Raw genomic sequence first — 22,026 nt, 5'->3', positions numbered from 1 at the left:
GCACGGCTGCCGGGCCTGTGGTGTGTCATAGGTACGGACGCAACCGATCACGGGAGAAGCAGTGGACAAGCCGAAGGTCGTGCTGGGGGTCAGCGGCGGGATCGCCGCCTACAAGGCGTGCGAACTGCTCCGCCGGCTGACCGAGTCCGGGCACGACGTGCGCGTGGTGCCCACGGCGGCGTCGCTGAACTTCGTCGGGGAGGCCACCTGGGCCGCCCTGTCCGGCAACCCGGCCTCCACCGAGGTGTGGGAGTCCGTCCACGAGGTCCCGCACGTGCGGATCGGGCAGGGCGCCGACCTCGTCGTCGTCGCCCCGGCCACGGCCGACATGCTGGCCAAGGCCGCCCACGGGCTCGCGGACGACCTGCTCACGAACACCCTGCTCACCGCCCGCTGCCCGGTGGTCTTCGCCCCCGCCATGCACACCGAGATGTGGGAGCACCCCGCCACCCAGGAGAACGTGGCCACGCTGCGCCGGCGCGGCGCCGTCGTCATCGAGCCCGCCGTCGGCCGGCTCACCGGCAAGGACACCGGCAAGGGGCGGCTGCCCGACCCCGAGGAGATCTTCGAGGTGTGCCGCCACGTCCTGCGGAGGGGCGGCGCGGCCGGGGCGGACCTCGCCGGCCGCCACGTGGTCGTCAGCGCGGGCGGCACCCGGGAGCCGCTCGACCCGGTGCGCTTCCTCGGCAACCGCTCCTCCGGCAAGCAGGGGTACGCACTGGCCCGCACCGCCGTCGCCCGCGGGGCCCGGGTCACCCTCGTCTCGGCGAACGCCGCCCTCGCCGACCCGGCCGGGGTGGACGTCGTACGCGTGGGGACCGCGGTCCAGCTGCGGGAGGCCGTGCTGAAGGCGGCCGCCGACGCCGACGCCGTGGTGATGGCCGCGGCCGTGGCCGACTTCCGGCCCGCCCGGTACGCCGGAGGCAAGATCAAGAAGAAGGACGGGGAGGAGCCCGCGCCCGTCGCCCTCGTGCGCAACCCCGACGTCCTCGCGGAGATCTCGGCGGACCGGGCCCGCGAGGGGCAGGTCGTGGTGGGCTTCGCCGCCGAGACCGACGACGTCCTCGCCAACGGGCGCGCCAAGCTCCGGCGCAAGGGGTGTGATCTTCTCGTCGTCAACGAGGTCGGGGAGGCCAAGACCTTCGGTTCGGAGGAGAACGAGGCGGTCGTCCTCGGCTCCGATGGCTCCGAGCTTCAGGTCCCCTATGGTCCCAAGGAGGCGCTGGCCGATGTGATTTGGGACCAGGTCGCCCTCCGGCTCCCGGTCCGGCGCGCCCTCTAGCGGATCCCTTCTCCTTCCCCCGCGGTTAGGTCAGAATGGAGTGCCGCAGCTCACACGGCTCCCATAAGGCGAGACGGGTGGACCGACCGACTGCGGCAACCGATAAACTGCATTCGGAACGTGATCGGGCGCAGCCCCTGGTGTGGTTCCGCCAAATGACTCAGACAGCAGCCGCTGCAAACCCAGGGAGCGTTGTGTCCCGTCGTCTGTTCACCTCGGAGTCTGTGACCGAGGGCCACCCCGACAAGATCGCTGACCAGATCAGCGACACGATCCTCGACGCGCTCCTCACCGAGGACCCGACCTCGCGCGTGGCCGTGGAGACCCTCATCACCACCGGTCTCGTCCACATCGCGGGCGAGGTGACGACGAAGGCGTACGCCCCGATCGCGCAGCTCGTCCGCGAGAAGATCCTGGAGATCGGCTACGACTCCTCGAAGAAGGGCTTCGACGGCGCCTCCTGCGGCGTGTCCGTCTCCATCGGCGCGCAGTCCCCGGACATCGCGCAGGGCGTCGACACCTCGCACGAGACCCGCGTCGAGGGCGACGAGGACGAGCTCGACAAGCAGGGCGCCGGCGACCAGGGCCTGATGTTCGGCTACGCCTGCGACGAGACCCCCGAGCTGATGCCGCTCCCGATCCACCTGGCGCACCGGCTCTCCCGCCGGCTGTCCGAGGTCCGCAAGAACGGGACCATCCCGTACCTGCGTCCCGACGGCAAGACCCAGGTCACCATCGAGTACGACGGCGACAAGGCCGTCCGCCTCGACACCGTGGTCGTCTCCTCGCAGCACGCCTCGGACATCGACCTGGACTCGCTGCTCGCTCCCGACATCCGCGAGTTCGTCGTCGAGCACGTGCTGGCCCAGCTGATCGAGGACGGCATCAAGCTCGACACCGAGGGCTACCGCCTCCTGGTCAACCCGACCGGCCGTTTCGAGATCGGCGGCCCGATGGGCGACGCCGGCCTCACCGGACGCAAGATCATCATCGACACGTACGGCGGCATGGCCCGCCACGGCGGCGGCGCCTTCTCCGGCAAGGACCCGTCGAAGGTCGACCGCTCCGCCGCCTACGCGATGCGCTGGGTCGCCAAGAACGTGGTCGCCGCCGGCCTCGCCTCGCGCTGCGAGGTCCAGGTCGCGTACGCCATCGGCAAGGCCGAGCCCGTCGGCCTCTTCGTCGAGACCTTCGGCACCGCGAAGGTGGAGGTCCAGAAGATCGAGGACGCGATCAGCGAGGTCTTCGACCTGCGCCCGGCCGCGATCATCCGCGACCTGGACCTGCTGCGCCCGATCTACGCCCAGACCGCCGCCTACGGCCACTTCGGCCGCGAGCTGCCGGACTTCACCTGGGAGCGCACCGACCGCGTCGAGGCGCTGCGCGCCGCCGCCGGCCTGTAAGCGCAATCCGCTCCACCTACCGCCCCGGACCTGCTGGTCCGGGGCGGTATTGCGTTGCCGCCCCCGTACGGACGGCATAGCCTGCTCCCGCCCTCCCGGTGCGAGGGGTGACGGCTTCATCTGGAGTCGGGCGCGAGCCCGGCGTTGAAGGACCGCAGTCCCGCCGCCGCCCGCCGAGACCTCGGGAGGGCGCAGACTTGTCGGTGCCCTTTGGTAAGAATGCTGCTGTGAGCAGCGAGAACGAACCCGTCGCAGAAGGCCCTGGCGGCCCGCCGGAACAGCTCGCGCTCATCCGGGAGATGGTCGCCGAGGCGAAGGCCAAGGCGCCCAAGGCCAAGCCGCGCACGTGGCGCGGGGCCGCCCTCGCCGAGGAACTGCCCGTGGCCCGCGTCCTGGTGAACAAGGGCGTGCTCCACCTCGACCGGCTCTTCGACTACGCGGTCCCCGCCGAACTCTCCGAGACCGCCCAGCCCGGCGTCCGCGTCCGGGTCCGCTTCGGCGCGGGGTCCCACCGGGTGCAGGGCGGCCGCCGCGAGGGCGGCGGGCTGATCGACGGCTTCATCGTCGAGCGGCGCGCCGAGTCCGACTACAACGGGGCCCTGGCGGCCCTCGCCCAGGTCGTCTCGCCCGAGATCGTCCTGGGCCCCCGCATGCTCTCGCTCGCCCGGGCCGTCGCCGACCGGTACGCGGGCAGCCTGGCCGACGTGCTCCAGCTCGCCCTGCCCGCCCGGAGCGCCCGGGCCGAGGCCAAGCCCTCCCCTGAGCCGCTGCCCCCGCCCGCCGCGCCCGAGCCCGGCGGCTGGCGGAGCTACGGCTCCGGCCCCGCCTTCCTGCACGCCCTCGCCACCGGCGGCGCCCCCCGCGCCGTGTGGACGGCGCTGCCCGGCCCCGGCTGGGCCGACGAGCTCGCCCGGGCCATGGCCGCCACGCTCGCCTCCGGCCGCGGGGCCCTCGCCGTGGTGCCCGACGGCCGCACCGCGGCGCGGGTGGACGCCGCCCTGACCGCCCTGCTCGGGGAGGGAAGGCACGCTCTGCTGACCGCGGAATCCGGGCCCGAGAAGCGCTACCGCCAATGGCTCGCGGTCAGCCGGGGCTCGGTGCGGGCGGTCGTCGGCACCCGCGCCGCGATGTTCGCCCCCGTACGGGACCTCGGGCTGGTGGCGATCTGGGACGACGGGGACTCCAGCCACAGTGACGACCGCGCCCCCTTCCCGCACGTGCGGGAAGTGCTCGAACTGCGCGCGGTCAGCGACGGCTGCGGCTTCCTCGTCGGCGGTACGAGCTGCACGGTGGAGGCCGCCCAGCTCGTCGAGTCCGGCTGGGCCCGGCCGCTGGCCGCCGACCGCGAGACGGTACGGGCCCGCGCCCCCCGGATCCGGACCGTGGGCGACGAACTGCTGGCCCGCGACGAGGCCGCCCGGGCCGCGCGACTGCCGAGCCTGGCGTGGGAGACCGTACGTGAGGGGCTCAAGACCGGGCCCGTACTGGTCCAGGTGCCGCGGCGCGGCTACGTGCCCCGGCTGGCCTGCGAGCGGTGCCGCACACCGGCCCGCTGCACGGTCTGCGCCGGACCGCTGGAGGCCCCCGACGAGCGGGAGCTGCACTGCGGGTGGTGCGGGCGGGGCGAACCGTCCTGGCACTGCGAGGAGTGCGGCTCCTTCCGGCTGCGGGCCCAGGTGGTGGGCGCACGGCGCACGGCCGAGGAGCTGGGCCGGGCCTTCCCGGCCGTTGCCGTACGGACTTCCGGGCGCGACCACGTCCTGGACGAGGTACCGGACCGGCCCGCGCTGGTGGTGTCCACCCCGGGGGCCGAGCCGGTCGCGGCGGGCGCCGGGTACGCGGCGGCGCTGCTGCTGGACGGCTGGGCCATGCTGGCCAGGCCCGACCTGCGGGCCGGGGAGGACGCGCTGCGGCGGTGGATCGCCGCGGCCTCGCTGGTGCGCGGGGACGGCCAGGTCGTCGTGGTCGCCGAGCCGACGCTGCGGCCGGTGCAGGCGCTGGTGCGGTGGGATCCCGTCGGGCACGCGGTGCGGGAGCTCGCGGAGCGGGCGCAGCTCGGGTTCCCGCCGGTGTCGCGGATGGCGGCGGTCGCCGGGCGCGGGGAGGCCGTGGAGGCCTTCCTGGCGGGGGCGGGGCTGCCGCCGGACGCGGAGATCCTGGGGCCGGTGCCGATGCCGGGGCGGCGGGGGGAGCCGTCGCCGGGGGAGCGGGCGCTGGTCCGGGTGCCGCCGGGCAGCGGGGCGGCGTTGGCTGCCGCGCTCAAGTCGGCGCAGGCGGCGCGGATGGCGCGGGGGGTGGCGGCTGGTGATGCGGTCCGAGTCCGCATCGACCCCCCGGACATCGGCTGACGGCCGCGCCGGCTGCCGCTGCTGCTGGGTGGGGCCGCTGCGCGGGCCGTCCCCACCCCGCCCCGCGGGTCCGGGTAGAGCCCGGGGAACGGTGGAAGGGCGGGCAGGGGACGGCGCCCCGCAGGGAACGACCCCCGCCGGGGCGGGCGCGGTGCGGCGGGGTCGGAGGGGCGGCTCGGCCGTCGGGGGTCGGCGTCCCGACGGTCAGCCGTTGCGGGGGCCCGGGAGGGCCGGGGAGCCCTCGCGCAGGGGCTGCGGGGGTACCGAGCGGGCGGCCGGGATCGTGGGGAGAGGACCCAGCGTCCGGGTGGTCGTCCCCTCGGCCAGCGGCTCCGCGGCGGCGTCCGGGCTCTGCGCGCGCCTGGCCCCGTAGCGGCGGTGCACGGCCTGCTTGGTGACGCCGAGCGCCGAGCCGACCGCGTCCCACGAGAAGCCGAGCGAGCGGTCGAAGTCCACCGCGGCCGTGACCAGCGTTTCGACGCTGTCCCGCAGCTCCTGCGCGAGGCGGACGGTGGGCGCGGGCGCCCGGCCGTAGACGACGAATCCCGTGGAGGGGCCGGAGCGGCGCGGGCGGTACACGTTGCCGAGCTGGGCGGTGAGCGTACGCAGAGCATCCACCTGGCGGCGAACCCGCTCGATGTCACGCACCAGCAGGTGCAGGCTGGCCCGGGCTTGGGCGTCGTGGGTGGCGTGGTCGGCCATGAAGAAGCCTCTCGAACCGGTGCTGGGGGGCGGATCGGGCCGCAGACACCGTTCGCGAAGCGGCCCGTACTGGTCAATCTCCTTTGACCAACGCGCCACCCGTCGACCAGGTCACGCTGTGGGGGCGTGTCGGCATATGCGAGAGGCGCGCGCTTGTACGTACGCCCCCTCGACGGCCCAGGTGGGCCAAGGGACTCCGGCCCCATAGACTGGTGCGCTGCTGACAGCCGAGATAGCGAGGTAGGACCCCAGTGAAGCTCGTCTTCGCAGGCACCCCCGAGGTCGCCGTACCCGCCCTGGACGCCCTGATCGCCTCCGGGCGGCACGAGGTCGCCGCCGTCGTCACCCGGCCCGACGCCCCGGCCGGGCGCGGGCGCAGGCTCGTCGCCAGCCCGGTCGCCGAGCGCGCCGAAGAGGCCGGGATCGAGGTCCTCAAGCCCGTCCGGCCGCGCGACCCCGAGTTCCAGGCCAGGCTGCGCGAGATCGCCCCGGACTGCTGCCCGGTCGTCGCCTACGGGGCGCTGCTCCCCAAGAGCGCGCTGGAGATCCCGAAGCACGGGTGGGTCAACCTGCACTTCTCACTGCTGCCGGCCTGGCGCGGAGCCGCGCCCGTGCAGCACTCGATCATGGCGGGGGACCAGGTCACCGGCGCCTCCACGTTCCTGATCGAGGAGGGCCTGGACTCCGGCCCGGTCTACGGGATCCTCACCGAGGAGATCCGCCCGACCGACACCAGCGGCGACCTGCTGACCCGCCTGGCCTTCGCCGGCTCCGGGCTGCTGGCCGCCACCATGGACGGCATCGAGGACGGCACCCTGCGCGCCGTCGGCCAGCCCGCCGACGGGATCTCCCTCGCGCCGAAGATCACCGTGGAGGACGCCCGGATCGACTGGACGGCCCCCGCGATGCGCGCCGACCGCGTGGTGCGCGGCTGCACCCCGGCGCCGGGTGCGTGGACCGTGTTCCGCGGGGAGCGGCTCAAGGTGATCTCCCTGGGCCTGGTGCCCGACCGCACCGACCTGGAGCCCGGCGTCCTGGCCGCGGCCAAGAACAACGTGTACGTCGGCACCGGCTCGCACGCCGTGGAGCTGCTGTGGGTGCAGCCCCAGGGCAAGAAGCCGATGCGGGGCGCCGACTGGGCCCGCGGGGTGCGGATCGCGCCCGGCGAGCGCGTCGGCGGCACCGACGTAGGCTGAAACCCGTCCCCACCGTCGGACCCGGCCGAATCCCGTCGGGTCCGGCCGGACCATCCCTCCAGCACCTCGTAAATCCGGAGCACCTTTCACGTGAGCGAACAGCCCCGCCGTCGTCCCGCCGCAGGCGCGGGAGGCAAGCAGAACAAGTCGGCCAAGCCCTACCGGCGGCCCCAGAAGGACCCGGTGCGGATGCTGGCCTTCGAGGTGCTGCGGGCGGTGGACGAGCGCGACGCGTACGCCAACCTCGTACTCCCGCCGCTGCTGCGCAAGGCGCGCCAGGACGAGAACTTCCAGGCGCGCGACGCGGCCCTGGCCACCGAGCTCGTGTACGGGACGCTGCGCCGCCAGGGCACGTACGACGCCGTGATCAAGGCCTGCATCGACCGCCCGCTGCGGGAGGTCGACCCGCCGGTGCTGGACGTGCTCTCGCTCGGCGCGCACCAGCTGCTGGGCACCCGCATCCCCACGCACGCGGCCGTCTCGGCCAGCGTCGAGCTGGCCCGGGTGGTGCTCGGCGACGGCCGGGCGAAGTTCGTCAACGCGGTGCTGCGGAAGATCGCCGCGCACGACCTGGAGGGGTGGCTGGAGATCGTCGCCCCGCCGTACGACGAGGACGCCGAGGAGCACCTCGCGATCTACCACTCGCACCCGCGGTGGGTCGTCAGCGCGCTGTGGGACTCCCTGGGCGGCGGCCGCGCCGGGATCGAGGACCTCCTCGAGGCAGACAACGAGCGGCCCGAGGTGACGCTGGTCGCGCGCCCCGGCCGGTCCACGCCGGAGGAGCTGCTCGAAGCGCTCGGCGAGGACTCCGCCCTTCCGGGGCGCTGGTCCCCGTACGCGGTCCGGATGGCCGAGGGCGGTGAGCCCGGCGCGCTGGACGCCGTCCGCGACGGGCGCGCCGGCGTCCAGGACGAGGGCAGCCAGCTCGTGGCGATGGCCCTGGCGGCCGTGCCCGTCGAGGGCCGTGACGAGCGCTGGCTCGACGGCTGCGCCGGCCCGGGCGGCAAGGCGGCGCTGCTCGCGGCGCTGGCCGCGCAGCGCGGGGCCTTCCTGCTGGCCTCCGAGAAGCAGCCGCACCGGGCGCGGCTGGTGGAGAACGCCCTCGCGGGCAACCCGGGGCCGTACCAGGTGATCGCCGCCGACGGCACCAGGCCGGCCTGGCTGCCGGGCTCCTTCGACCGGGTGCTGATGGACGTGCCGTGCAGTGGCCTGGGCGCGCTGCGCCGCCGCCCGGAGGCCCGCTGGCGCCGGCGCCCGCAGGACCTCGAGGGCTTCGCGCCGCTCCAGAGGTCGCTGCTGCGGGAGGCGCTGTCGGCGGTGCGGGTCGGCGGCGTGGTCGGCTACGCGACGTGCTCCCCGCACCTGGCGGAGACCCGGATCGTCGTGGACGACGTACTGAAGGGCCGGGGCGCGGGCGCCTCGCCGGTCGCGGCCGAACTCATCGACGCGCGCCCGTTCATGGAGGGCGTCCCGGGCCTGGGCGACGGCCCGGACGTCCAGCTGTGGCCGCACCTGCACGGCACCGACGCGATGTACCTCGCCCTGATCAGGCGGACTGCCTAGGGGCCCTGCCCGGCCTTTCGGGGGGCGGGCCGGGCGGGTGCCGTCCGGCCACCCCACGGGCGGGAGCGGGGCGAGGGGCCCGGTCCGCGCGAGGTCGGCCGCGACCAGGGCGCCGTGCGTGCGCAGCCGGTCGACCCGGGCTCCTGCGGCGAGGTGCACGACTTCCGGGGTCGTGGCCGGAACCGCGCGGTGGCATGGCACGCTTGGGTCATGGCCGCTCAGATTTTTCCCAGCATCCTGTCCGCCGACTTCGCCCGACTCGCCGAGGAGGCGAAGGCCGTCGAGGGGGCCGACTGGCTGCACGTCGACGTCATGGACAACCACTTCGTCCCCAACCTCACCCTCGGCGTACCGGTCGTGGAATCCCTGAGCCGGGCCACGGACACCCCGCTCGACCTCCACCTGATGATCGAGAACCCGGACCGCTGGGCCCCGCAGTACGTGGAGGCCGGCGCCGGCTCGGTCACTTTCCACGCCGAGGCCGCGGCCGCGCCCGTACGGCTCGCGCGCGAGATCCGGGCCAAGGGCGCGCGCGCCTCCATGGCGCTCAAGCCCGCGACGCCGATCGAGCAGTACGAGGACATCCTCCCCGAGCTCGACATGCTGCTGATCATGACGGTCGAGCCGGGCTTCGGCGGCCAGCCCTTTCTGGACATCATGCTGCCCAAGATCCGCCGCACCCGTGAGCTGATCTCCAAGCACGGACTGGAGATCTGGCTCCAGGTCGACGGCGGGGTCTCCGCCTCGACCATCGAGCGCTGCGCCGAGGCCGGCGCCGACGTCTTCGTGGCGGGCAGCGCGGTATACGGAGCGGTCGACCCGGCAGCCGCCGTGCGCACGCTGCGTGAGCAGGCGGGTGCGGCCATCGCGGCGGCGCCGTGGGCTTGCGACCACTGAGGAGAAGGCTTGGTGGACGGCTCGGTGAACGGGAGCTGTCCAGGCTGATCAACGGCCGTCGGATCTGACAGGATGAACGACGAGTCGAGAGTGTGAACAGCAGTGAGGAGAACGCGGTGTCTGCAATGTCGGCGGGACGGTCAGCCCTGCGGATGGGACCCGCGGAGCTGGTGCAGGCTGCGGCCATGGCGCGACGCTTCTACCTGGAGGGCAAGTCCAAGATCCAGATCGCCGAGGAGTTCGGCGTGAGCCGCTTCAAGGTGGCCCGGGTCCTGGAGACCGCCCTCGAACGCGATCTCGTGCGCATCGAGATCCGCGTCCCCGCCGAACTGGACGCGGAGCGCTCCGACGCGCTCCGCGCCCGGTACGGACTGCGGCACGCGGTGGTCGTTGAATCCCCGGCCGACGCGACCGAGGACGCCCCCGACCCGGAGAACCTGGGCGCCGTCGCCGCCGACCTGCTCGGCGAGCTCGTCAACGAGGGCGACGTGCTCGGCCTGGCCTGGGGGCGCTCGACCATCCACATGGCCGCCTCCCTGCACCGGCTGCCCCCGTGCACCGTGGTCCAGCTGACCGGCGTGTACGACGCGGGGACCGCCGAGCGCGGTTCGGTGGAAGCGGTACGGCGGGCCGCGCAGGTCTCCGGCGGGGACGCGCACCCCATCTACGCGCCGATGCTGCTGCCCGATCCGGCGACCGCGGCGGCGCTGCGGAGCCAGACCGGGATCGCGCGCGCCTTCGAGTACTTCGACAAGGTGACGGTCGCGGCCGTCTCCATCGGCTCCTGGGAGCCCGGCATCTCGACCGTCCACGACATGCTCACGGACGAGGAGCGGGCGCACTACGCCTCGCTCGGCGTCGCGGCCGAGATGTCGGCGCACCTGTTCGACTCCGAGGGGCGGCGGGTCGGCCGGGACCTCGGAGAACGTTGCATCACCGTGGAGGCCGACCGGCTGCGGCGGATCCCCGAGGTCGTGGCGATCGCGGGCGGGCTGCGCAAGGCCTCCGCGATCGGCGCGGTGCTGCGCTCGGGCCTGGTGACCAGCCTGGTCACGGACACGGCCGTGGCCGACTACCTGCTGACCGAGTCGGCGCCGGGGCTGCGTCCGGCACTGGAGCGGGCCGACCCGGACGACTGACCGGTGAGGGCGCCGGGACGGATGGTGCCCCAATCGAGATCCGAAGGTCGGGCCGTGGCGTGGGCCACTGGGGTCATACTGGTTCCGATGACCAAATCTGCAGTACCTCGCCGCCATTTGCCGTCCAGCCCGTTCAAGGCGCCCGTGGAGCAGCCGATCCGGCAGTTCTCCGTCGGCGACCGGGTTTCCCACGACGAGCACGGCCTCGGCCGTGTCGTCGGAATCGAGGAGGGGATCGCTGTTCTCGTCGACTTCGGATCGGTCCAGAAGCGTGTTCTGAGCCCTTACACCAAGATGTCCGCCCTCTAGGGCATCGGACGATTCGCGAGCGAATCGGATGTTTGACACGATCGGCGCATGATCCTTCGGAACGCGCCCCGATCGTTCCTGCGGCTGCTGGGGGCCTTGTTCCTCGGCGCCGCGCTGGTCGGCGGCACGGTGGGCTGCGGCGGTCCGAACGCCACGCCCGCCGCCGTCACCGGCAGTGCCGCCCCCGCTCCGTCGTGGGCGAAGGGGATGGCCGCCGTACGGGCCGACGTGCTGCCGCAGCAGGCCCGGGACGTGCTCGTGCTCATCGACAAGGGCGGGCCGTACCCGTACCGCCAGGACGGCACGGTCTTCGGCAACTTCGAGAAGGCACTGCCGAAGCAGAAGCGCGGTTACTACCACGAGTTCACGGTCAAGACGCCGGGGGAGCCGGACAGGGGCGCCCGGCGGATCGTGACGGGGCAGGGCGGCGAGTTCTACTACACAGACGATCACTACGACACGTTCAAGGCGGTTCTCCGATGAGCCCGATCTCACCCCTGTCCCCGTCCACCTCCCTGGAGCCGCTGCCCCTGGCCCCGGCGCTCGACGCCGCCGAGAAGGCCGGCTGGACGGTGCTGGAGCTGGACCTCGACGGGGTGCGCGGCAAGGCCGCGCTGATGCGGCGCTGCCAGGAGGCCCTGGAGCTCCCGGAGTGGTTCGGCGGGAACTGGGACGCGCTGGCCGACGTGCTGCGTGACCTCTCGTGGCTGCCGCAGGCGCCGGGGCGGCTGGTGACGGTGACGTCCTGGCGGGGCTGCGCGGAGGCGGGCCCCGGGGACTGGGAGAAGCTCGTCGAGATCCTGGAGCAGGCGGTCGGGTTCTGGCAGCACGCCGAGCGCGAGGACGGAGCCGGTGCCGTACCGCTCACCGTGCTGCTCGCCGAAGGCATGCCGCCCCGGACCCCGCGCCTGCCTCCTCGGCGCTACAAGTTCATGCGCTGAGCCGGCAGGCGGGGGCCCGGGGGCGGAGGGATCAGCTCTTGGGGATCCAGGGCGGGGTCTGGCCCCAGGACCAGACCGGGATCTTGGCCGCGTCCACCGGGGGCGGGTTGGGGCCCGAGTAGATCAGGGCCATCCGGGTGCCCCACTCGATGTAGTACGCGAACACCCCGCGGAACTCCGGGTCCGTGGGGAGCCCGACCTCGTCGGCCGTGTCCATCAGCAGGTCCACCCAGCGGCGGCGCTGCTTCTCGGTGATGGCGCGGCCCAGGTGCTTGGTGGCCATGTGCTGGTGGCCGCCGTGGTGGGCGGTGTACTCCGCAGGGCCGCCGAAGACCTCCGACAGCCAGACGGCGACGTGCTGGGGGTGCTCGGAGTCCATGCCCGCGAAGACCGGGGCCAGGATCTCGTCCTGCAGGGCGTGCGCGTAGAAGGCGTCCGTGAGGCGCTTCATCGCCTCCGCTCCGCCCATCCACTCGTAGATGGTGGGTGTCGACGGTGTGGTGCTCATGACTGTCCGGCGGCCTTTCCGGTGCCCGCTACATCGGTCACCGTGTAGTGCTGCATCTCCTCGATCGCCGTCACGTACGGCCGGATCGCGCTGAAGAACGCCGGGAAGTGCTCGCCCTTGCGGAAGCCGTTCAGGTGGGCGTCGACCGAGGTCCAGCGGATGCGCAGGATGTAGCGCTCCTTCTCCTCCTCGCAGCGGGCGAGTTCGTAGTCGATGCACTCGGGTGCGGCGGCCAGCGCCTCGGCCGCCCTCGCGTACGAGGTTTCGAAGGCCTGCTGATCGTCCAAGGCGATCCGGTAGCGGATGTATTCGACGGTCGTGGTCATGGGGCGTGCCTCTCCCTCGTTGTCGGTCCGGGCCAGCCTTACGCGATCATGGGCGGTCGTGGGCGGATTTCGTCATTCGGAGTCGGACTTCCTGGAGTCGGTTCCGCCCGGGTCGCCGGCTCCGCTGACGTCCGGCCCCTGGGCGCGGACCTGCTGCACCTTGTCCAGCGACTCGCGCAGCTCGGAGAGCCACTCGTCCGTGTTGCGCCCGACCAGGCGCACGCACCAGGCCAGCGCGTCGGCCCGGCTGCGGGCGACACCGCCCGCGACCAGGGTGTCGAGGACCTGGCGTTCGGACTGGCGCAGCCGGGTCATGACGGGCACGGCCAGGTGCGTGAAGAGGGCCGTCTCCTCACCGGACCGCACGCCCCAGGCCACCTTGCGGCGGTAGAGCTCCTCGGCCTCGCGCGCCACCTCGATGCGCTGCTCGCGGGTGCGCTCGCGGAACTCCCTGACGGACTCGTTCGCCGGGACGGTGCCGACGACCGTGATCTCCTCGCGGTCGACCGTGACCGACACGAGGGATTCGTACACGTCCACCGGCAGACGCTCGGCGAACCATGCGCGGAGCTTTTCGCTCTGTTCGGCTGTAATCATGTAATCAACGTTGCGTCGGGCGGCTCCTTGATCGCAAGGGTCTCGGTGTTCGCTCTCAGCCCATCGAGCGGTAGCGGTGGATGAGGGAGACCGCCATCGCGCCCTCGCCCACGCCCGAGGCGACCCGCTTCACCGAGTGGGCCCGTACGTCGCCGGCCGCGAACACCCCGGGCACGCTCGTCTCGAGGGGGTAGGGGGCGCGCTCCAGGCTCCATTCCGCCGGGAGCTCGCCGCCGTTCGCGATCAGGTCCGAGCCGGTGAGGACGAAGCCGTACTCGTCCCGTTCGACGACCCCCGAGAGCCAGTCGGTGTGCGGGCGGGCGCCGATGAAGGTGAACATGAAGCGGGCGGGGACCTCGGTGTCGGTGCCCGCGTCCGCGTCGTGGAGCGTGATCCGTTCCAGGTGTTCGTCGCCGTCCAGCCGGACCACCGTGGTGCGGACCCTGACCTCGATGTTCGGGGTGCGGCCGATCTCGTCGACGAGGTAGCGGGACATGCTCGCGTCCAGCGAGGCCGCGCGCACCAGGATCGTCACCCGGGCCGCGTACTTGGCGAAGTGCACCGCCGCCTGGCCCGCCGAGTTGGCCCCGCCCACGATGAACACGTGCTGCGAGATGCATGCCGAGCTCTCGGTGGTGGCCGCGCCGTAGTAGAGCCCGGCCCCCTCGAAGCGGTCCGCGCCCGGCGCCTCCAGGCGGTTGTACGAGACGCCGGTCGCCAGGAGGACCGTCTCCGCGCTGATCTCCGTACCGTCCGCCAGGGTGAGGATCTTCGCCGGGTCGTCGCGGGTCAGCGAGACCACTTCCACCGGGTGCAGGATCTCCGCGCCGAAGCGGGAGGCCTGGATGGTGGCCCGGCGGGTCAGATCGCCGCCGGAGAGGCCCGAGGGGAAGCCGAGGTAGTTCTCGATCAGGCTGGAGGTGCCGGCCTGGCCGCCAGGGGCGCGGGAGTCCAGCAGCAGGGTCGACAGGCCCTCCGAGGCGGAGTAGACCCCGGCCGCCAGCCCCGCGGGGCCCGCGCCGACGATCACGCACTCGTAGTGCGGGCGGGAGGCGGTGGTGGCCAGCCCGAGCCGCTGGGCGAGTTCCGTGTCGCCGGGGGCGGAGAGCACCGACCCGTCGGGGAAGCGGACCAGGGGCAGCGCCCCTCCCGGCTGGGCGGCGATCAGGGTCAGCGCCTCCGGGTCCCGCTCGACGTTCAGGAAGCGGAACGGCTGCCCGTTGCGGGTGAAGAAGTCCCGGACGGCGTGGGTGCCGGGGGAGACCAGGTGGCCGGCGACGATGATCCCGTCGTAGGCCGGGCGGTAGGTGGCCAGCCAGTCCGACAGCAGGTCGTCCAGGACCGGGAACAGCCGCTCGTGCGGCGGATCCCATGGCTTGAGCAGGTAGTAGTCCAGCCGCACCCGGTTGATGGCGGTGATCGCCGCATCGGTCTCCGCGTACGCGGTCAGCAGCACCCGGCGGGCGTCCGGGAACCGGCTGACGGCCTCGAGGAGGAACTCCACCCCGGTGACGTCGGGCATCCGCTGGTCGACGAGGAAGAGGGCCGGGTCGTGGCCCCGTTCGTCCAGCGAGTCCAGGATCTTCAGGGCGTCGGCGGCCGAGGAGGCGCCGAGCACCCGGTAGCGGTCTCCGTAGGCGCTGCGCAGGTCGCGGCGGACGGCGCGCAGCACCTGCGGATCGTCGTCCACGGCCAGGATGACCGGCTTGCGGTTCTCGGCGCGCTCGGCCGGGGCGGCGCCGGAGGTGACGGCCGCCGCGCTCTCCCGGGCCGCACTCACGCCGGGTCCAGCATCAGCTTGTCGGCGTAGCACCAGGCCCAGTCCTCGCCGGGCTCGTGCGAGGCGGCGACGGGGTGCTCGGTGACCCGGTAGTGGCGGGTGGCGTGACGGTTCTTCGAGGAGTCGCAGCATCCGACGTGCCCGCAGCTCAGGCACATCCGCAGGTGCACCCAGCCGTCACCCGAGGCGAGGCACTCCTCGCAGCCGTCGGAGCCCGGTTTCACCGGACGTATCCGGTCGAGGTGTGTGCACAACAGGTCCATCGCCATCGTCCCCGTCCCTCTCGTCGCGTCCTCGCGCCGGTGTCCCGTGCATTCCGTGCTGGGCGGCGCGTCCAGACCATAGGTCGCGGCCCTCGGAATGGTTCAGCGATTCGGCCGAAGTCAGGTAGTCCTGAGGCGACTTCATGACCTCCCGGAGAGACTTCCTGAAGTGCCGCAATGACCATGGCCGCTACCTCACCAAGTCGCACACCGACGCTTTGACGCATGCCCCGGGCGCGGCCAGTGTGGTGGACGCCAACGACAACAGGCGGCGCCTGGAGGAATTCGTGAGCAGAAAGATTCTGGTCATTGTCTCCGAACACGGTTACTGGGCCGAGGAACTGATAGGCCCCGTGTCGAAGTTCGACGAGCGGGGCTACGAGGTCGTATTCGCCACGCCGACCGGAAAGCGTGCGCACGCTCTTCCGCCGAGCCTCGACGCGAACTACATCGACCCCCCGCTGGGCCGCTCGGTCACCACCGAGGAGAACGCCCGGCTGGGCCGCGAGTTCGAGCAGTCCAGCCGGCTGGACTCCCCGCTCGACATCGAGGCGTGGGTCCCCGAGCGCCCGTACACGAGCGACGAGGGCTACCTGCGGAAGCTGGAGCAGTACCACCGCGATCTGGACAAGCTCGACGCCGACGTCGCCGGATACGACGCGATCCTCATCGTGGGCGGCAGCGGCCCCATCGCCGACCTCGCCAACAACGAGCGCGTGCACGCCCTGATCCTGGCCTTCGAGAAGGCCGGCAAGGTCGTGGCCGCCGAGTGCTACGGCGTCGCCTGCCTGGCCTTCGCCCGGGACTGGAGCGACCGCAGGAGCATCATCCGGGGCAAGCACGTGACCGGCCACTGCAAGGAGTACGACTACAAGGACGGCACCGGATTCCTCGGCACCGACTTCAACATGGGCCCGCCGCCGTATCCGCTGGAGTACATCCTGCGCGATGCCACCGGGCCGGACGGCGCGTACCACGGCAATTTCGGAAAGCCGGTTTCCGTCATCGTCGACTTCCCGTTCGTCACCGGCCGCTCGACCCCGGATTCGTACCTCACGGGGCAGAAGGTCGTGGAAGTCCTGGAGGACGGTCTCATCCGGTACGGCTGGTGATTTCAGGGGGAGTCCGATGAATGCCGAAGCCAGTCCGGCGCGTCCGGGACGGGAAAGGCTGATCGAGCAGTTCAAGGCCGACGGCCTGAATGTGATGTTCGGAAATCCGGGAACCGTGGAACAGGGATTCCTCGACGCGGTCGACGCGGCGGAGGACTTCACCTACGTCCTGGCCCTCCAGGAGACCGTGGCCGCCGGCATCGCCGACGGATACGCCCGGGCCACCGGCGGCGCGGCCCTGCTCCAGCTGCACTCCGGGGTCGGGCTGGGCAACGGCATCGGCATGCTCTACCAGTCGCTGCGCGGCCACACCCCGCTCGTCGTGGTCGCCGGCGACGCCGGGGTCCGCTACGACGCCATGGACGCGCAGATGGCCTGCGACCTGGTGGCCATGGCGAAGCCGGTGACCAAGTACGCGACCCGGGTCACCGACCCGCGGTCCGTACTGCGCACCATCCGGCGGGCCGTGAAGATCGCGCTCACGCCGCCCCGCGGGCCCGTGTTCGTGGCACTGCCGATGGACGTGCTGGACGAGCCCAACTCCGAACCCGTGCTGCCCGCCACGGTTCCGCTCACGGACGTGGCCCCCTCGCCGGCCTCGGTGGGCCGGGCGGCGCAGCTGCTGGCCTCCGCCCGGCGGCCGGTCCTCCTCGTCGGCGACGGGGTCTCGCTCTCCGGGGCCCAGCGCGAGCTCACCGCCGTCGCCGAACTGCTGGGCGCCGACGTGTACGAGGTCGACTCCTCCGAGGTCAACATCGCGGCCTCGCACCCGCTGAGGCGCGGCCAGACCGGCCACATGTTCGGCCCGCACAGCAAGGAGCTGATCGGGGACGCCGACGGGGTCCTCATCGTCGGCACCTACGTCTTCCCGGAGGTGTTCCCCGAGCTGGAGAGCCCCTTCCGGGACGGCGCCAAGACCGTCCACATCGATCTCGACGCCTACGAGATCGCCAAGAACCACCCGGTGGACCTGGGCCTGGCCGCCGACCCCCGGCAGGCGCTGCGCGCGCTGGCCGGCGCACTGGAGCGGCAGCAGACCCCGCAGCAGCGGGCCGCCGCGGCCGCCCGGCTCGACGTGCGGACCCGCGAGCGGGCCCGCGGGGAGCGGGCGCAGGCGGACGACGGCACGCCGATGGCCGTCTTCCTGAGGACCCTGGCCGAGCGCACCCGGGGGGACCTGATCGTCTTCGACGAGGCCCTGACCACCTCCCCGCTGGTCACCCGGTACCTGCCCCCGGAACGCCCGGGCGATTACCACCTCACCCGGGGCGGCTCGCTGGGCGTGGGCTTCCCCGGCGCGGTCGGCGCGAAGCTGGCCCGGCCGGAGCGGCTCGTCGTGGGCTTCGCGGGCGACGGCGGGTCGATGTACACCTACCAGGCGCTGTGGACGGCGGTCCGGCACGGCATCGACGCCAAGTTCGTGGTCTGCAACAACCGCAAGTACCGGCTGCTCGACGACAACATCGCCCAGTACTGGCGGGAGCGGGACATCCCGGAGCACGGCTTCCCCGGCTCCTTCGACCTCTCCCACCCCGAGATCGACTTCGCCGGGCTGGCCCGGTCACTGGGCGCGGGCGGAATGCGGGTGGAGAAGCCGGACGAGGCGGCGGCCGCCGTGAACCGGATGCTGGCCCACCCCGGACCGTTCCTCGTCGACATCCAGATCTGAGCGACACACCCGACCGGACAGGAGGAGACCGCATGCCCGCCGAGCGGCAGCTGACCGAGGACGCGATCCGCAGGTTCGCCGAGGACTGGTACGTGGCGCTGGACCGGCACGTGCCGGCGGACCAGGTGCTCGCCCTGATCACCGAGGACCTGGAGTTCAAGGTCCCCGAGGACACCTTCCTCGGCCACCGGGGCTTCGGCCGCTGGTACGAGGCCGTGACCAACCGGTTCTTCGACGAGGTGCACACGGTCACCAAGGTCGAGCCGGTCATCGAGGGCGACCGGGCGGTCGTCCGGGTCCTCGTCAACTGGCAGGCCAAGATCTGGGACCCGCCGGCCGCCCGCAGCGAATGGCTCGGCTTCGACGCCGACCAGACCTGGACGGTGGTGGCCGGTCCCCACGGACCGCTGATCAAGCAGTACACCGTCAACGACCTGGCCCCGATGCCCGGTTCCGGCTCCCTCTGACCGCCGGCGAAGGAGAAGCGACGATGACCGAAGTGACGCCGGAGCGGGTCAGGGCGGCCTACGCCGCCCTCGGCTCCGGAGACCGGGCGCGCATCCTGGAGTACTACTCCGAGGACCTGCGCTGGCTGGTGCCGGGCAACCACCCGCTGGCCGGGTGGTACGAGAGCCTCGACGCCTTCCTGGAGCTGATGGGGCAGACCCACAAGCTCACGGGCGGCAGCTTCCGGATGGACCTGGAGGCGGTCCTCACCGGCGAGGACTGCAGCGCGGACGTGTGCCGCAACGTCGCCCTGCGGGACGGCGCGGACGCCGCGAGCGTGTCGCCGTACGAGCGGATGGACTACCCGGTCTTCCACTTCATGAAGTGGCGGGACGGCCGGATCGTCGAGGGCCGCGACGGCCTCTTCGGCGACACGGCCTCCGCCTTCAGCCGGTTCTGGGCGCCCTTCGCGCCCGACGGAACCCGACGGGACGGCTAGGGGATGAGCGACGCCATGGAACCGCGAGAGATCCTCACGAAGTACTACCAGTACGCCAACGCCGGGGACTGGGACCGCTGGTGCGACCTGTTCGCCGACGACCAGGTCATGGACGAGCAGCTCGCCGGGCACATCGAGGGCCTGGAGGTGCTGCGCTCGATGATGAAGGGCATGGGCACCATGTACCGGGTCTTCCGGAACGAGCCCGTGCACTTCATCGTCGACGGCGGCGGGGAGAAGGCCGCGGCCGTCTCGCACCTGACGGCCGTCAGCGCCTCCGGCGAGCCCGTCGAAGCCGAGGTCATGAACTTCTTCCGGATCGTGGACGGAAAGATCGCCTACATGGCGAACTACCACGACACGGCCCCCTTCCAGGTCCTGAGCCAGGACTGAGGGGGACCCGTGAGCGCCGAAGAGTACGACTACGTCGTCGTGGGATCCGGCACCGCAGGCAGCGTGCTGGCGAACCGGCTCTCGGAGGACCCCGACGTCTCCGTCCTCGTCCTGGAGGCGGGCGGCTCCCGGATCCCGCCCGAGGTGGACGACCCGTCCTCCTGGTACAAGCTGCTCGGCGGACCCGTCGACTGGGGCTACACCAGCACCCCGCAGCCCGGCCTCGACGGCCGCCGGACGTACGAACCGCGCGGCAAGGCCCCCGGCGGCAGCAGCAACCTCTACATCATGATGCACATCCGGGGCCACGCCTCGGACTTCGACAACTGGGCCTACCAGGGCGCGGCCGGCTGGGCGTACGAGGACGTGCTCCCGTACTTCGCCCTGCTGGAGGGCCAGGAGGACGCCACCGCCGACACCACCGGCACCCGGGGCCCGCAGCGCATCACCAACGCCGGACGGCACGCCCCGAACCCGGTCTCCCGCGCCTTCATCGACGCCGCCGTCGAGCTGGGCCACCAGGAGATCGCCGACTTCAACACCGACGGTCCGCGGCGCGGCCTCTTCGGGACCGGCTGGCACCACATCGACGTGGCCGACGGCCGCCGCCAGGGCACCCTCGCCGCGTACCTGGAGCCCGCGCTCGACCGCTCCAACCTGACCCTGCGCACCAGCGCGCAGAGCACCCGGCTGCTCTTCGACGGGGACACCTGCACGGGCGTCGAGTACGTGCAGCTCCAGGCCCCTGCGGAGTTCCCCGGCCGGACCGTCCGGGACGGCCACAGCAGCGCCCCGGAGCCCGGCCTGCACACCGCCCGGGCCCGCCGGGAGGTGATCGTGGCCGCCGGGGCGATCGAGTCCCCGAAGCTGCTGCTGCTCTCCGGCATCGGGCACCCGCACCAGCTGCGCGAGCACGGCATCGCGGTCACCGCGGAGCTGCCGGGGGTCGGCGAGAACTTTCACAACCACGTGCTGACCGGGCTGATGGCCGAGGTCACCCAGGAGCTCCCGCCGCCGACGCAGAACCTGTCGGAGAGCGCTCTGTTCCTGTCCTCGCGGCCGGGGCTGCCCGCCCCCGACCTGCAGATCGCCTTCGTGCACGTCCCGTTCGACGTGATCGTCGGCCAGGACCACCCGAACACCGTGTCCATCCTGCCGGGTGTCGTACGCCCGGTCTCGCGCGGCTGGATCAGGCTGGCGAGCGCCGACCCGCTGGCCCACCCGCTGATCAACCCGAACTACCTGGGCGACCGCTGGGACCTGGAGCGGATGGTGCAGGGCGTCAAGACCGCCCGGGAGCTCTTCGCGACCTCGGCCTTCTCACCCTGGTACAAGCAGGAGCTCCAGCCCGGCCCGGGCTACCTGAGCGACGCCGAGCTGCGGAGCTTCGTGAAGCAGAAGTCGGAGAGCTACCACCACCAGGCCGGCTCCTGCCGCATGGGCATCGACGACCTCTCCGTGGTCGACCCCGAGCTGCGGGTGCACGGCGTACGGAACCTGCGCGTCGTCGACGCGAGCGTGATGCCCGCCGTCCCGTCGGGCAACTGCCACACCGCCATCGCGATGATCGCCGAGCGCGCGGCGGACTTCCTGAAGGGGGCCTCCCGTGCCTGACGCCGTGCTGCGCGAGGGCGCGCTGACCGGGACCCGGATCGCGGTCCTGGTCGAGAGCGACTTCTACGAGCCGGAGATCTTCTACTACCGGCACCGGTTCGCGGAGGAGGGAGCCGAGGTCGACTTCCTGACCCGGCTGTGGGGCAACGACTCCCTCACCTTCTCCGGGCACGAGTTCCGGGCGCCGTTCACCGCCGACAAGTCCCTGGAGGGGATGAGCGACGAGGAGCTGCGCCGGTACGCGGCGATCATCGTGCCCTCGGGCATGGTGGCCGACCGGCTGCGCTACACCGAGGACGTGGACGTACTCGCGCCCGCCACGGAGCTGCTGCGCCGAGCCTTCGAGGAGCCCACGGTCCTCAAGGGGATCATCTGCCACGGCATGTGGCTGGCCTCCTCGATCCCCGGCAAGATCCGCGGCCGCAAGGTGGTCTGCCACAACAACCTCATCGGTGACGTCCGCAACATGGGCGGCGAGTACGTGGACGAGGACGTGGTCGTCGACGGTGACCTGGTCACCGGCCGCACCGGCGCGCACCACCACCTCTTCGCCCGCCGGATCATCGAGCTGATCGCGGCCGGGCGGGGCGGCCGGGGCGCCGGCTGATGGCCGGGCCGCGCTGGTCGCACGTGGGCCTGAACTGCACGGACCAGAAGACCACCGAGGAGTTCTACACCCGCCACTTCGGCTTCGCCCGGGCCCGGGTGGTCGACCTCGGGGACGCGCAGATCGTGTTCCTGCGCAAGGGGGACGCGTACCTGGAGCTCTTCGCGGCCGGCGCCGAACCGGCCCGTCCGGCGCACGACGACGGGCCGCAGGCCCCGGGCCGGATGCGCCACCTGGCCTTCCAGACCGACGACGTGGACGCGTTCCTGGCGCAGCTGGGCGACGCGGCCGAAGTGACGCTGGGGCCGCTGGACTTCGACGACTTCATCTGCGGCTGGCGGACCGTGTGGCTCCGCGACCCCGACGGCGTGATCGTCGAGGTCAGCCAGGGATACGAGGACGACCGCTCTCACGACAAGGACGGTGCATGA

24 protein-coding genes are annotated in these 22,026 nt (G+C 72.4%); 18 read left to right on the top strand and 6 right to left on the bottom strand.

Annotated features, from left to right (window positions below; all coding sequences use genetic code 11):
- Nucleotides 1–61 precede the first annotated feature (61 nt).
- From coaBC to ACIGFK_RS25275, 3 genes are all read left to right on the top strand, one after another.
- Nucleotides 62–1,282 (top strand): bifunctional phosphopantothenoylcysteine decarboxylase/phosphopantothenate--cysteine ligase CoaBC, encoded by a 1,221-nt coding sequence (gene coaBC, locus ACIGFK_RS25285; protein ID WP_376662359.1) that lies wholly within the window; start codon nucleotides 62–64, stop codon nucleotides 1,280–1,282.
- Nucleotides 1,283–1,476: 194 nt separating this feature from the next.
- Nucleotides 1,477–2,685 carry a methionine adenosyltransferase gene (gene metK / locus ACIGFK_RS25280; protein ID WP_384593147.1) on the top strand — a complete coding sequence of 403 codons (1,209 nt, stop codon included), beginning with the start codon at nucleotides 1,477–1,479 and terminating at the stop codon, nucleotides 2,683–2,685.
- 227 nt (nucleotides 2,686–2,912) lie between these two features.
- On the top strand, nucleotides 2,913–5,033 hold the full coding sequence (locus ACIGFK_RS25275; protein WP_376657672.1) for a primosomal protein N': 2,121 nt from the start codon (nucleotides 2,913–2,915) through the stop codon (nucleotides 5,031–5,033).
- A 204-nt stretch (nucleotides 5,034–5,237) separates the two neighbouring features.
- Here ACIGFK_RS25275 and ACIGFK_RS25270 read toward each other — a convergent pair whose 3' ends face one another.
- The gene (locus ACIGFK_RS25270; RefSeq protein ID WP_376657673.1) at nucleotides 5,238–5,735 is read right to left on the bottom strand and encodes a hypothetical protein; all 498 of its coding nucleotides are present in this window, start codon (nucleotides 5,733–5,735) and stop codon (nucleotides 5,238–5,240) included.
- 251 nt (nucleotides 5,736–5,986) lie between these two features.
- Between ACIGFK_RS25270 and fmt the strand changes: the two genes are divergently transcribed.
- The 7 genes from fmt to ACIGFK_RS25235 all read left to right on the top strand — a co-directional run bounded on the left by fmt (nucleotide 5,987) and on the right by ACIGFK_RS25235 (nucleotide 11,780).
- Nucleotides 5,987–6,931, top strand: coding sequence for a methionyl-tRNA formyltransferase (gene fmt, locus ACIGFK_RS25265; protein WP_376657674.1), 945 nt, complete (start codon nucleotides 5,987–5,989; stop codon nucleotides 6,929–6,931).
- Between the two features lie 90 nt (nucleotides 6,932–7,021).
- Nucleotides 7,022–8,494, top strand: a complete 1,473-nt coding sequence (locus ACIGFK_RS25260; RefSeq protein ID WP_376657675.1) for an RsmB/NOP family class I SAM-dependent RNA methyltransferase — start codon at nucleotides 7,022–7,024, stop codon at nucleotides 8,492–8,494.
- Between the two features lie 210 nt (nucleotides 8,495–8,704).
- Entirely contained in the window at nucleotides 8,705–9,391 is a 687-nt protein-coding gene (gene rpe / locus ACIGFK_RS25255; RefSeq protein WP_376657676.1) for a ribulose-phosphate 3-epimerase, read from the top strand.
- Nucleotides 9,392–9,483: 92 nt separating this feature from the next.
- Nucleotides 9,484–10,530, top strand: coding sequence for a sugar-binding domain-containing protein (locus ACIGFK_RS25250; RefSeq protein ID WP_329387868.1), 1,047 nt, complete (start codon nucleotides 9,484–9,486; stop codon nucleotides 10,528–10,530).
- Between the two features lie 87 nt (nucleotides 10,531–10,617).
- On the top strand, nucleotides 10,618–10,839 hold the full coding sequence (locus ACIGFK_RS25245) for a CarD family transcriptional regulator (RefSeq protein WP_329387870.1): 222 nt from the start codon (nucleotides 10,618–10,620) through the stop codon (nucleotides 10,837–10,839).
- Nucleotides 10,840–10,887: 48 nt separating this feature from the next.
- Entirely contained in the window at nucleotides 10,888–11,322 is a 435-nt protein-coding gene (locus ACIGFK_RS25240) for a ribonuclease domain-containing protein (protein WP_376657677.1), read from the top strand.
- Nucleotides 11,319–11,780 (top strand): barstar family protein, encoded by a 462-nt coding sequence (locus ACIGFK_RS25235; protein ID WP_376657678.1) that lies wholly within the window; start codon nucleotides 11,319–11,321, stop codon nucleotides 11,778–11,780. Before ACIGFK_RS25240 ends, ACIGFK_RS25235 begins: the two co-directional genes overlap by 4 nt.
- 31 nt (nucleotides 11,781–11,811) lie before the next feature.
- Here ACIGFK_RS25235 and ACIGFK_RS25230 read toward each other — a convergent pair whose 3' ends face one another.
- From ACIGFK_RS25230 to ACIGFK_RS25210, 5 genes are all read right to left on the bottom strand, one after another.
- Nucleotides 11,812–12,288: a group II truncated hemoglobin gene (locus tag ACIGFK_RS25230; protein ID WP_376657679.1), complete on the bottom strand. Its 477-nt coding sequence runs from the start codon at nucleotides 12,286–12,288 to the stop codon at nucleotides 11,812–11,814.
- Nucleotides 12,285–12,614 carry a putative quinol monooxygenase gene (locus ACIGFK_RS25225; protein ID WP_376657680.1) on the bottom strand — a complete coding sequence of 110 codons (330 nt, stop codon included), beginning with the start codon at nucleotides 12,612–12,614 and terminating at the stop codon, nucleotides 12,285–12,287. Before ACIGFK_RS25225 ends, ACIGFK_RS25230 begins: the two co-directional genes overlap by 4 nt.
- Nucleotides 12,615–12,686: 72 nt before the next feature.
- Nucleotides 12,687–13,211 (bottom strand): hypothetical protein, encoded by a 525-nt coding sequence (locus ACIGFK_RS25220; RefSeq protein WP_376657681.1) that lies wholly within the window; start codon nucleotides 13,209–13,211, stop codon nucleotides 12,687–12,689.
- Nucleotides 13,212–13,266: 55 nt separating this feature from the next.
- Complete coding sequence (locus tag ACIGFK_RS25215; RefSeq protein WP_376657682.1) at nucleotides 13,267–14,991, bottom strand: FAD-dependent oxidoreductase; 1,725 nt, start codon at nucleotides 14,989–14,991, stop codon at nucleotides 13,267–13,269.
- Nucleotides 14,988–15,260, bottom strand: a complete 273-nt coding sequence (locus ACIGFK_RS25210; protein ID WP_376657683.1) for a UBP-type zinc finger domain-containing protein — start codon at nucleotides 15,258–15,260, stop codon at nucleotides 14,988–14,990. The genes ACIGFK_RS25215 and ACIGFK_RS25210 overlap by 4 nt, the downstream gene beginning before the upstream one ends.
- Before the next feature lie 281 nt (nucleotides 15,261–15,541).
- On the opposite strand from ACIGFK_RS25210, the gene ACIGFK_RS25205 reads away from it, so the two are divergent.
- Genes ACIGFK_RS25205 through ACIGFK_RS25170 form a run of 8 tightly spaced genes read left to right on the top strand, consistent with a single transcriptional unit; the run spans nucleotide 15,542 to nucleotide 22,026 of the window.
- A complete protein-coding gene (locus ACIGFK_RS25205; protein ID WP_376657711.1) occupies nucleotides 15,542–16,366 on the top strand; it encodes a type 1 glutamine amidotransferase domain-containing protein in 825 nt (274 codons plus the stop codon).
- 16 nt (nucleotides 16,367–16,382) lie between these two features.
- Nucleotides 16,383–18,035: a thiamine pyrophosphate-binding protein gene (locus ACIGFK_RS25200; RefSeq protein ID WP_386471683.1), complete on the top strand. Its 1,653-nt coding sequence runs from the start codon at nucleotides 16,383–16,385 to the stop codon at nucleotides 18,033–18,035.
- Between the two features lie 32 nt (nucleotides 18,036–18,067).
- Complete coding sequence (locus tag ACIGFK_RS25195; protein ID WP_376657685.1) at nucleotides 18,068–18,502, top strand: nuclear transport factor 2 family protein; 435 nt, start codon at nucleotides 18,068–18,070, stop codon at nucleotides 18,500–18,502.
- A gap of 23 nt (nucleotides 18,503–18,525) precedes the next feature.
- Nucleotides 18,526–18,981 carry a nuclear transport factor 2 family protein gene (locus ACIGFK_RS25190; RefSeq protein ID WP_376657686.1) on the top strand — a complete coding sequence of 152 codons (456 nt, stop codon included), beginning with the start codon at nucleotides 18,526–18,528 and terminating at the stop codon, nucleotides 18,979–18,981.
- Between the two features lie 15 nt (nucleotides 18,982–18,996).
- Nucleotides 18,997–19,374 carry a nuclear transport factor 2 family protein gene (locus tag ACIGFK_RS25185; protein ID WP_376657687.1) on the top strand — a complete coding sequence of 126 codons (378 nt, stop codon included), beginning with the start codon at nucleotides 18,997–18,999 and terminating at the stop codon, nucleotides 19,372–19,374.
- Nucleotides 19,375–19,383: 9 nt separating this feature from the next.
- Nucleotides 19,384–20,988 (top strand): GMC family oxidoreductase, encoded by a 1,605-nt coding sequence (locus ACIGFK_RS25180; protein ID WP_376657688.1) that lies wholly within the window; start codon nucleotides 19,384–19,386, stop codon nucleotides 20,986–20,988.
- Complete coding sequence (locus tag ACIGFK_RS25175) at nucleotides 20,981–21,595, top strand: DJ-1/PfpI family protein (RefSeq protein WP_376657689.1); 615 nt, start codon at nucleotides 20,981–20,983, stop codon at nucleotides 21,593–21,595. The genes ACIGFK_RS25180 and ACIGFK_RS25175 overlap by 8 nt, the downstream gene beginning before the upstream one ends.
- Nucleotides 21,595–22,026 carry a VOC family protein gene (locus ACIGFK_RS25170; RefSeq protein ID WP_386471691.1) on the top strand — a complete coding sequence of 144 codons (432 nt, stop codon included), beginning with the start codon at nucleotides 21,595–21,597 and terminating at the stop codon, nucleotides 22,024–22,026. Before ACIGFK_RS25175 ends, ACIGFK_RS25170 begins: the two co-directional genes overlap by 1 nt.

Origin of the sequence: Streptomyces sp. NPDC085524 (assembly GCF_044541755.1) — a bacterium.
Lineage (GTDB): Bacteria > Actinomycetota > Actinomycetes > Streptomycetales > Streptomycetaceae > Streptomyces.
The sequence above is the reverse complement of the archived record's forward strand: the minus strand, read 5'-3'. Positions and strand labels throughout refer to the sequence as shown.

Bases quoted from the DNA above. Each gene is read 5' to 3' on its own strand.
- ACIGFK_RS25225 (WP_376657680.1), bottom strand. From the start codon at position 12,614: ATGACCACGACCGTCGAATACATCCGCTACCGGATCGCCTTGGACGAT.
- ACIGFK_RS25185 (WP_376657687.1), top strand. From the start codon at position 18,997: ATGGAACCGCGAGAGATCCTCACGAAGTACTACCAGTACGCCAACGCC.
- rpe (WP_376657676.1), top strand. From the start codon at position 8,705: ATGGCCGCTCAGATTTTTCCCAGCATCCTGTCCGCCGACTTCGCCCGA.
- ACIGFK_RS25235 (WP_376657678.1), top strand. From the start codon at position 11,319: ATGAGCCCGATCTCACCCCTGTCCCCGTCCACCTCCCTGGAGCCGCTG.
- ACIGFK_RS25210 (WP_376657683.1), bottom strand. From the start codon at position 15,260: ATGGCGATGGACCTGTTGTGCACACACCTCGACCGGATACGTCCGGTG.
- ACIGFK_RS25195 (WP_376657685.1), top strand. From the start codon at position 18,068: ATGCCCGCCGAGCGGCAGCTGACCGAGGACGCGATCCGCAGGTTCGCC.
- ACIGFK_RS25220 (WP_376657681.1), bottom strand. From the start codon at position 13,211: ATGATTACAGCCGAACAGAGCGAAAAGCTCCGCGCATGGTTCGCCGAG.
- ACIGFK_RS25240 (WP_376657677.1), top strand. From the start codon at position 10,888: ATGATCCTTCGGAACGCGCCCCGATCGTTCCTGCGGCTGCTGGGGGCC.
- ACIGFK_RS25190 (WP_376657686.1), top strand. From the start codon at position 18,526: ATGACCGAAGTGACGCCGGAGCGGGTCAGGGCGGCCTACGCCGCCCTC.
- ACIGFK_RS25200 (WP_386471683.1), top strand. From the start codon at position 16,383: ATGAATGCCGAAGCCAGTCCGGCGCGTCCGGGACGGGAAAGGCTGATC.
- ACIGFK_RS25270 (WP_376657673.1), bottom strand. From the start codon at position 5,735: ATGGCCGACCACGCCACCCACGACGCCCAAGCCCGGGCCAGCCTGCAC.
- ACIGFK_RS25245 (WP_329387870.1), top strand. From the start codon at position 10,618: ATGACCAAATCTGCAGTACCTCGCCGCCATTTGCCGTCCAGCCCGTTC.
- ACIGFK_RS25170 (WP_386471691.1), top strand. From the start codon at position 21,595: ATGGCCGGGCCGCGCTGGTCGCACGTGGGCCTGAACTGCACGGACCAG.
- ACIGFK_RS25230 (WP_376657679.1), bottom strand. From the start codon at position 12,288: ATGAGCACCACACCGTCGACACCCACCATCTACGAGTGGATGGGCGGA.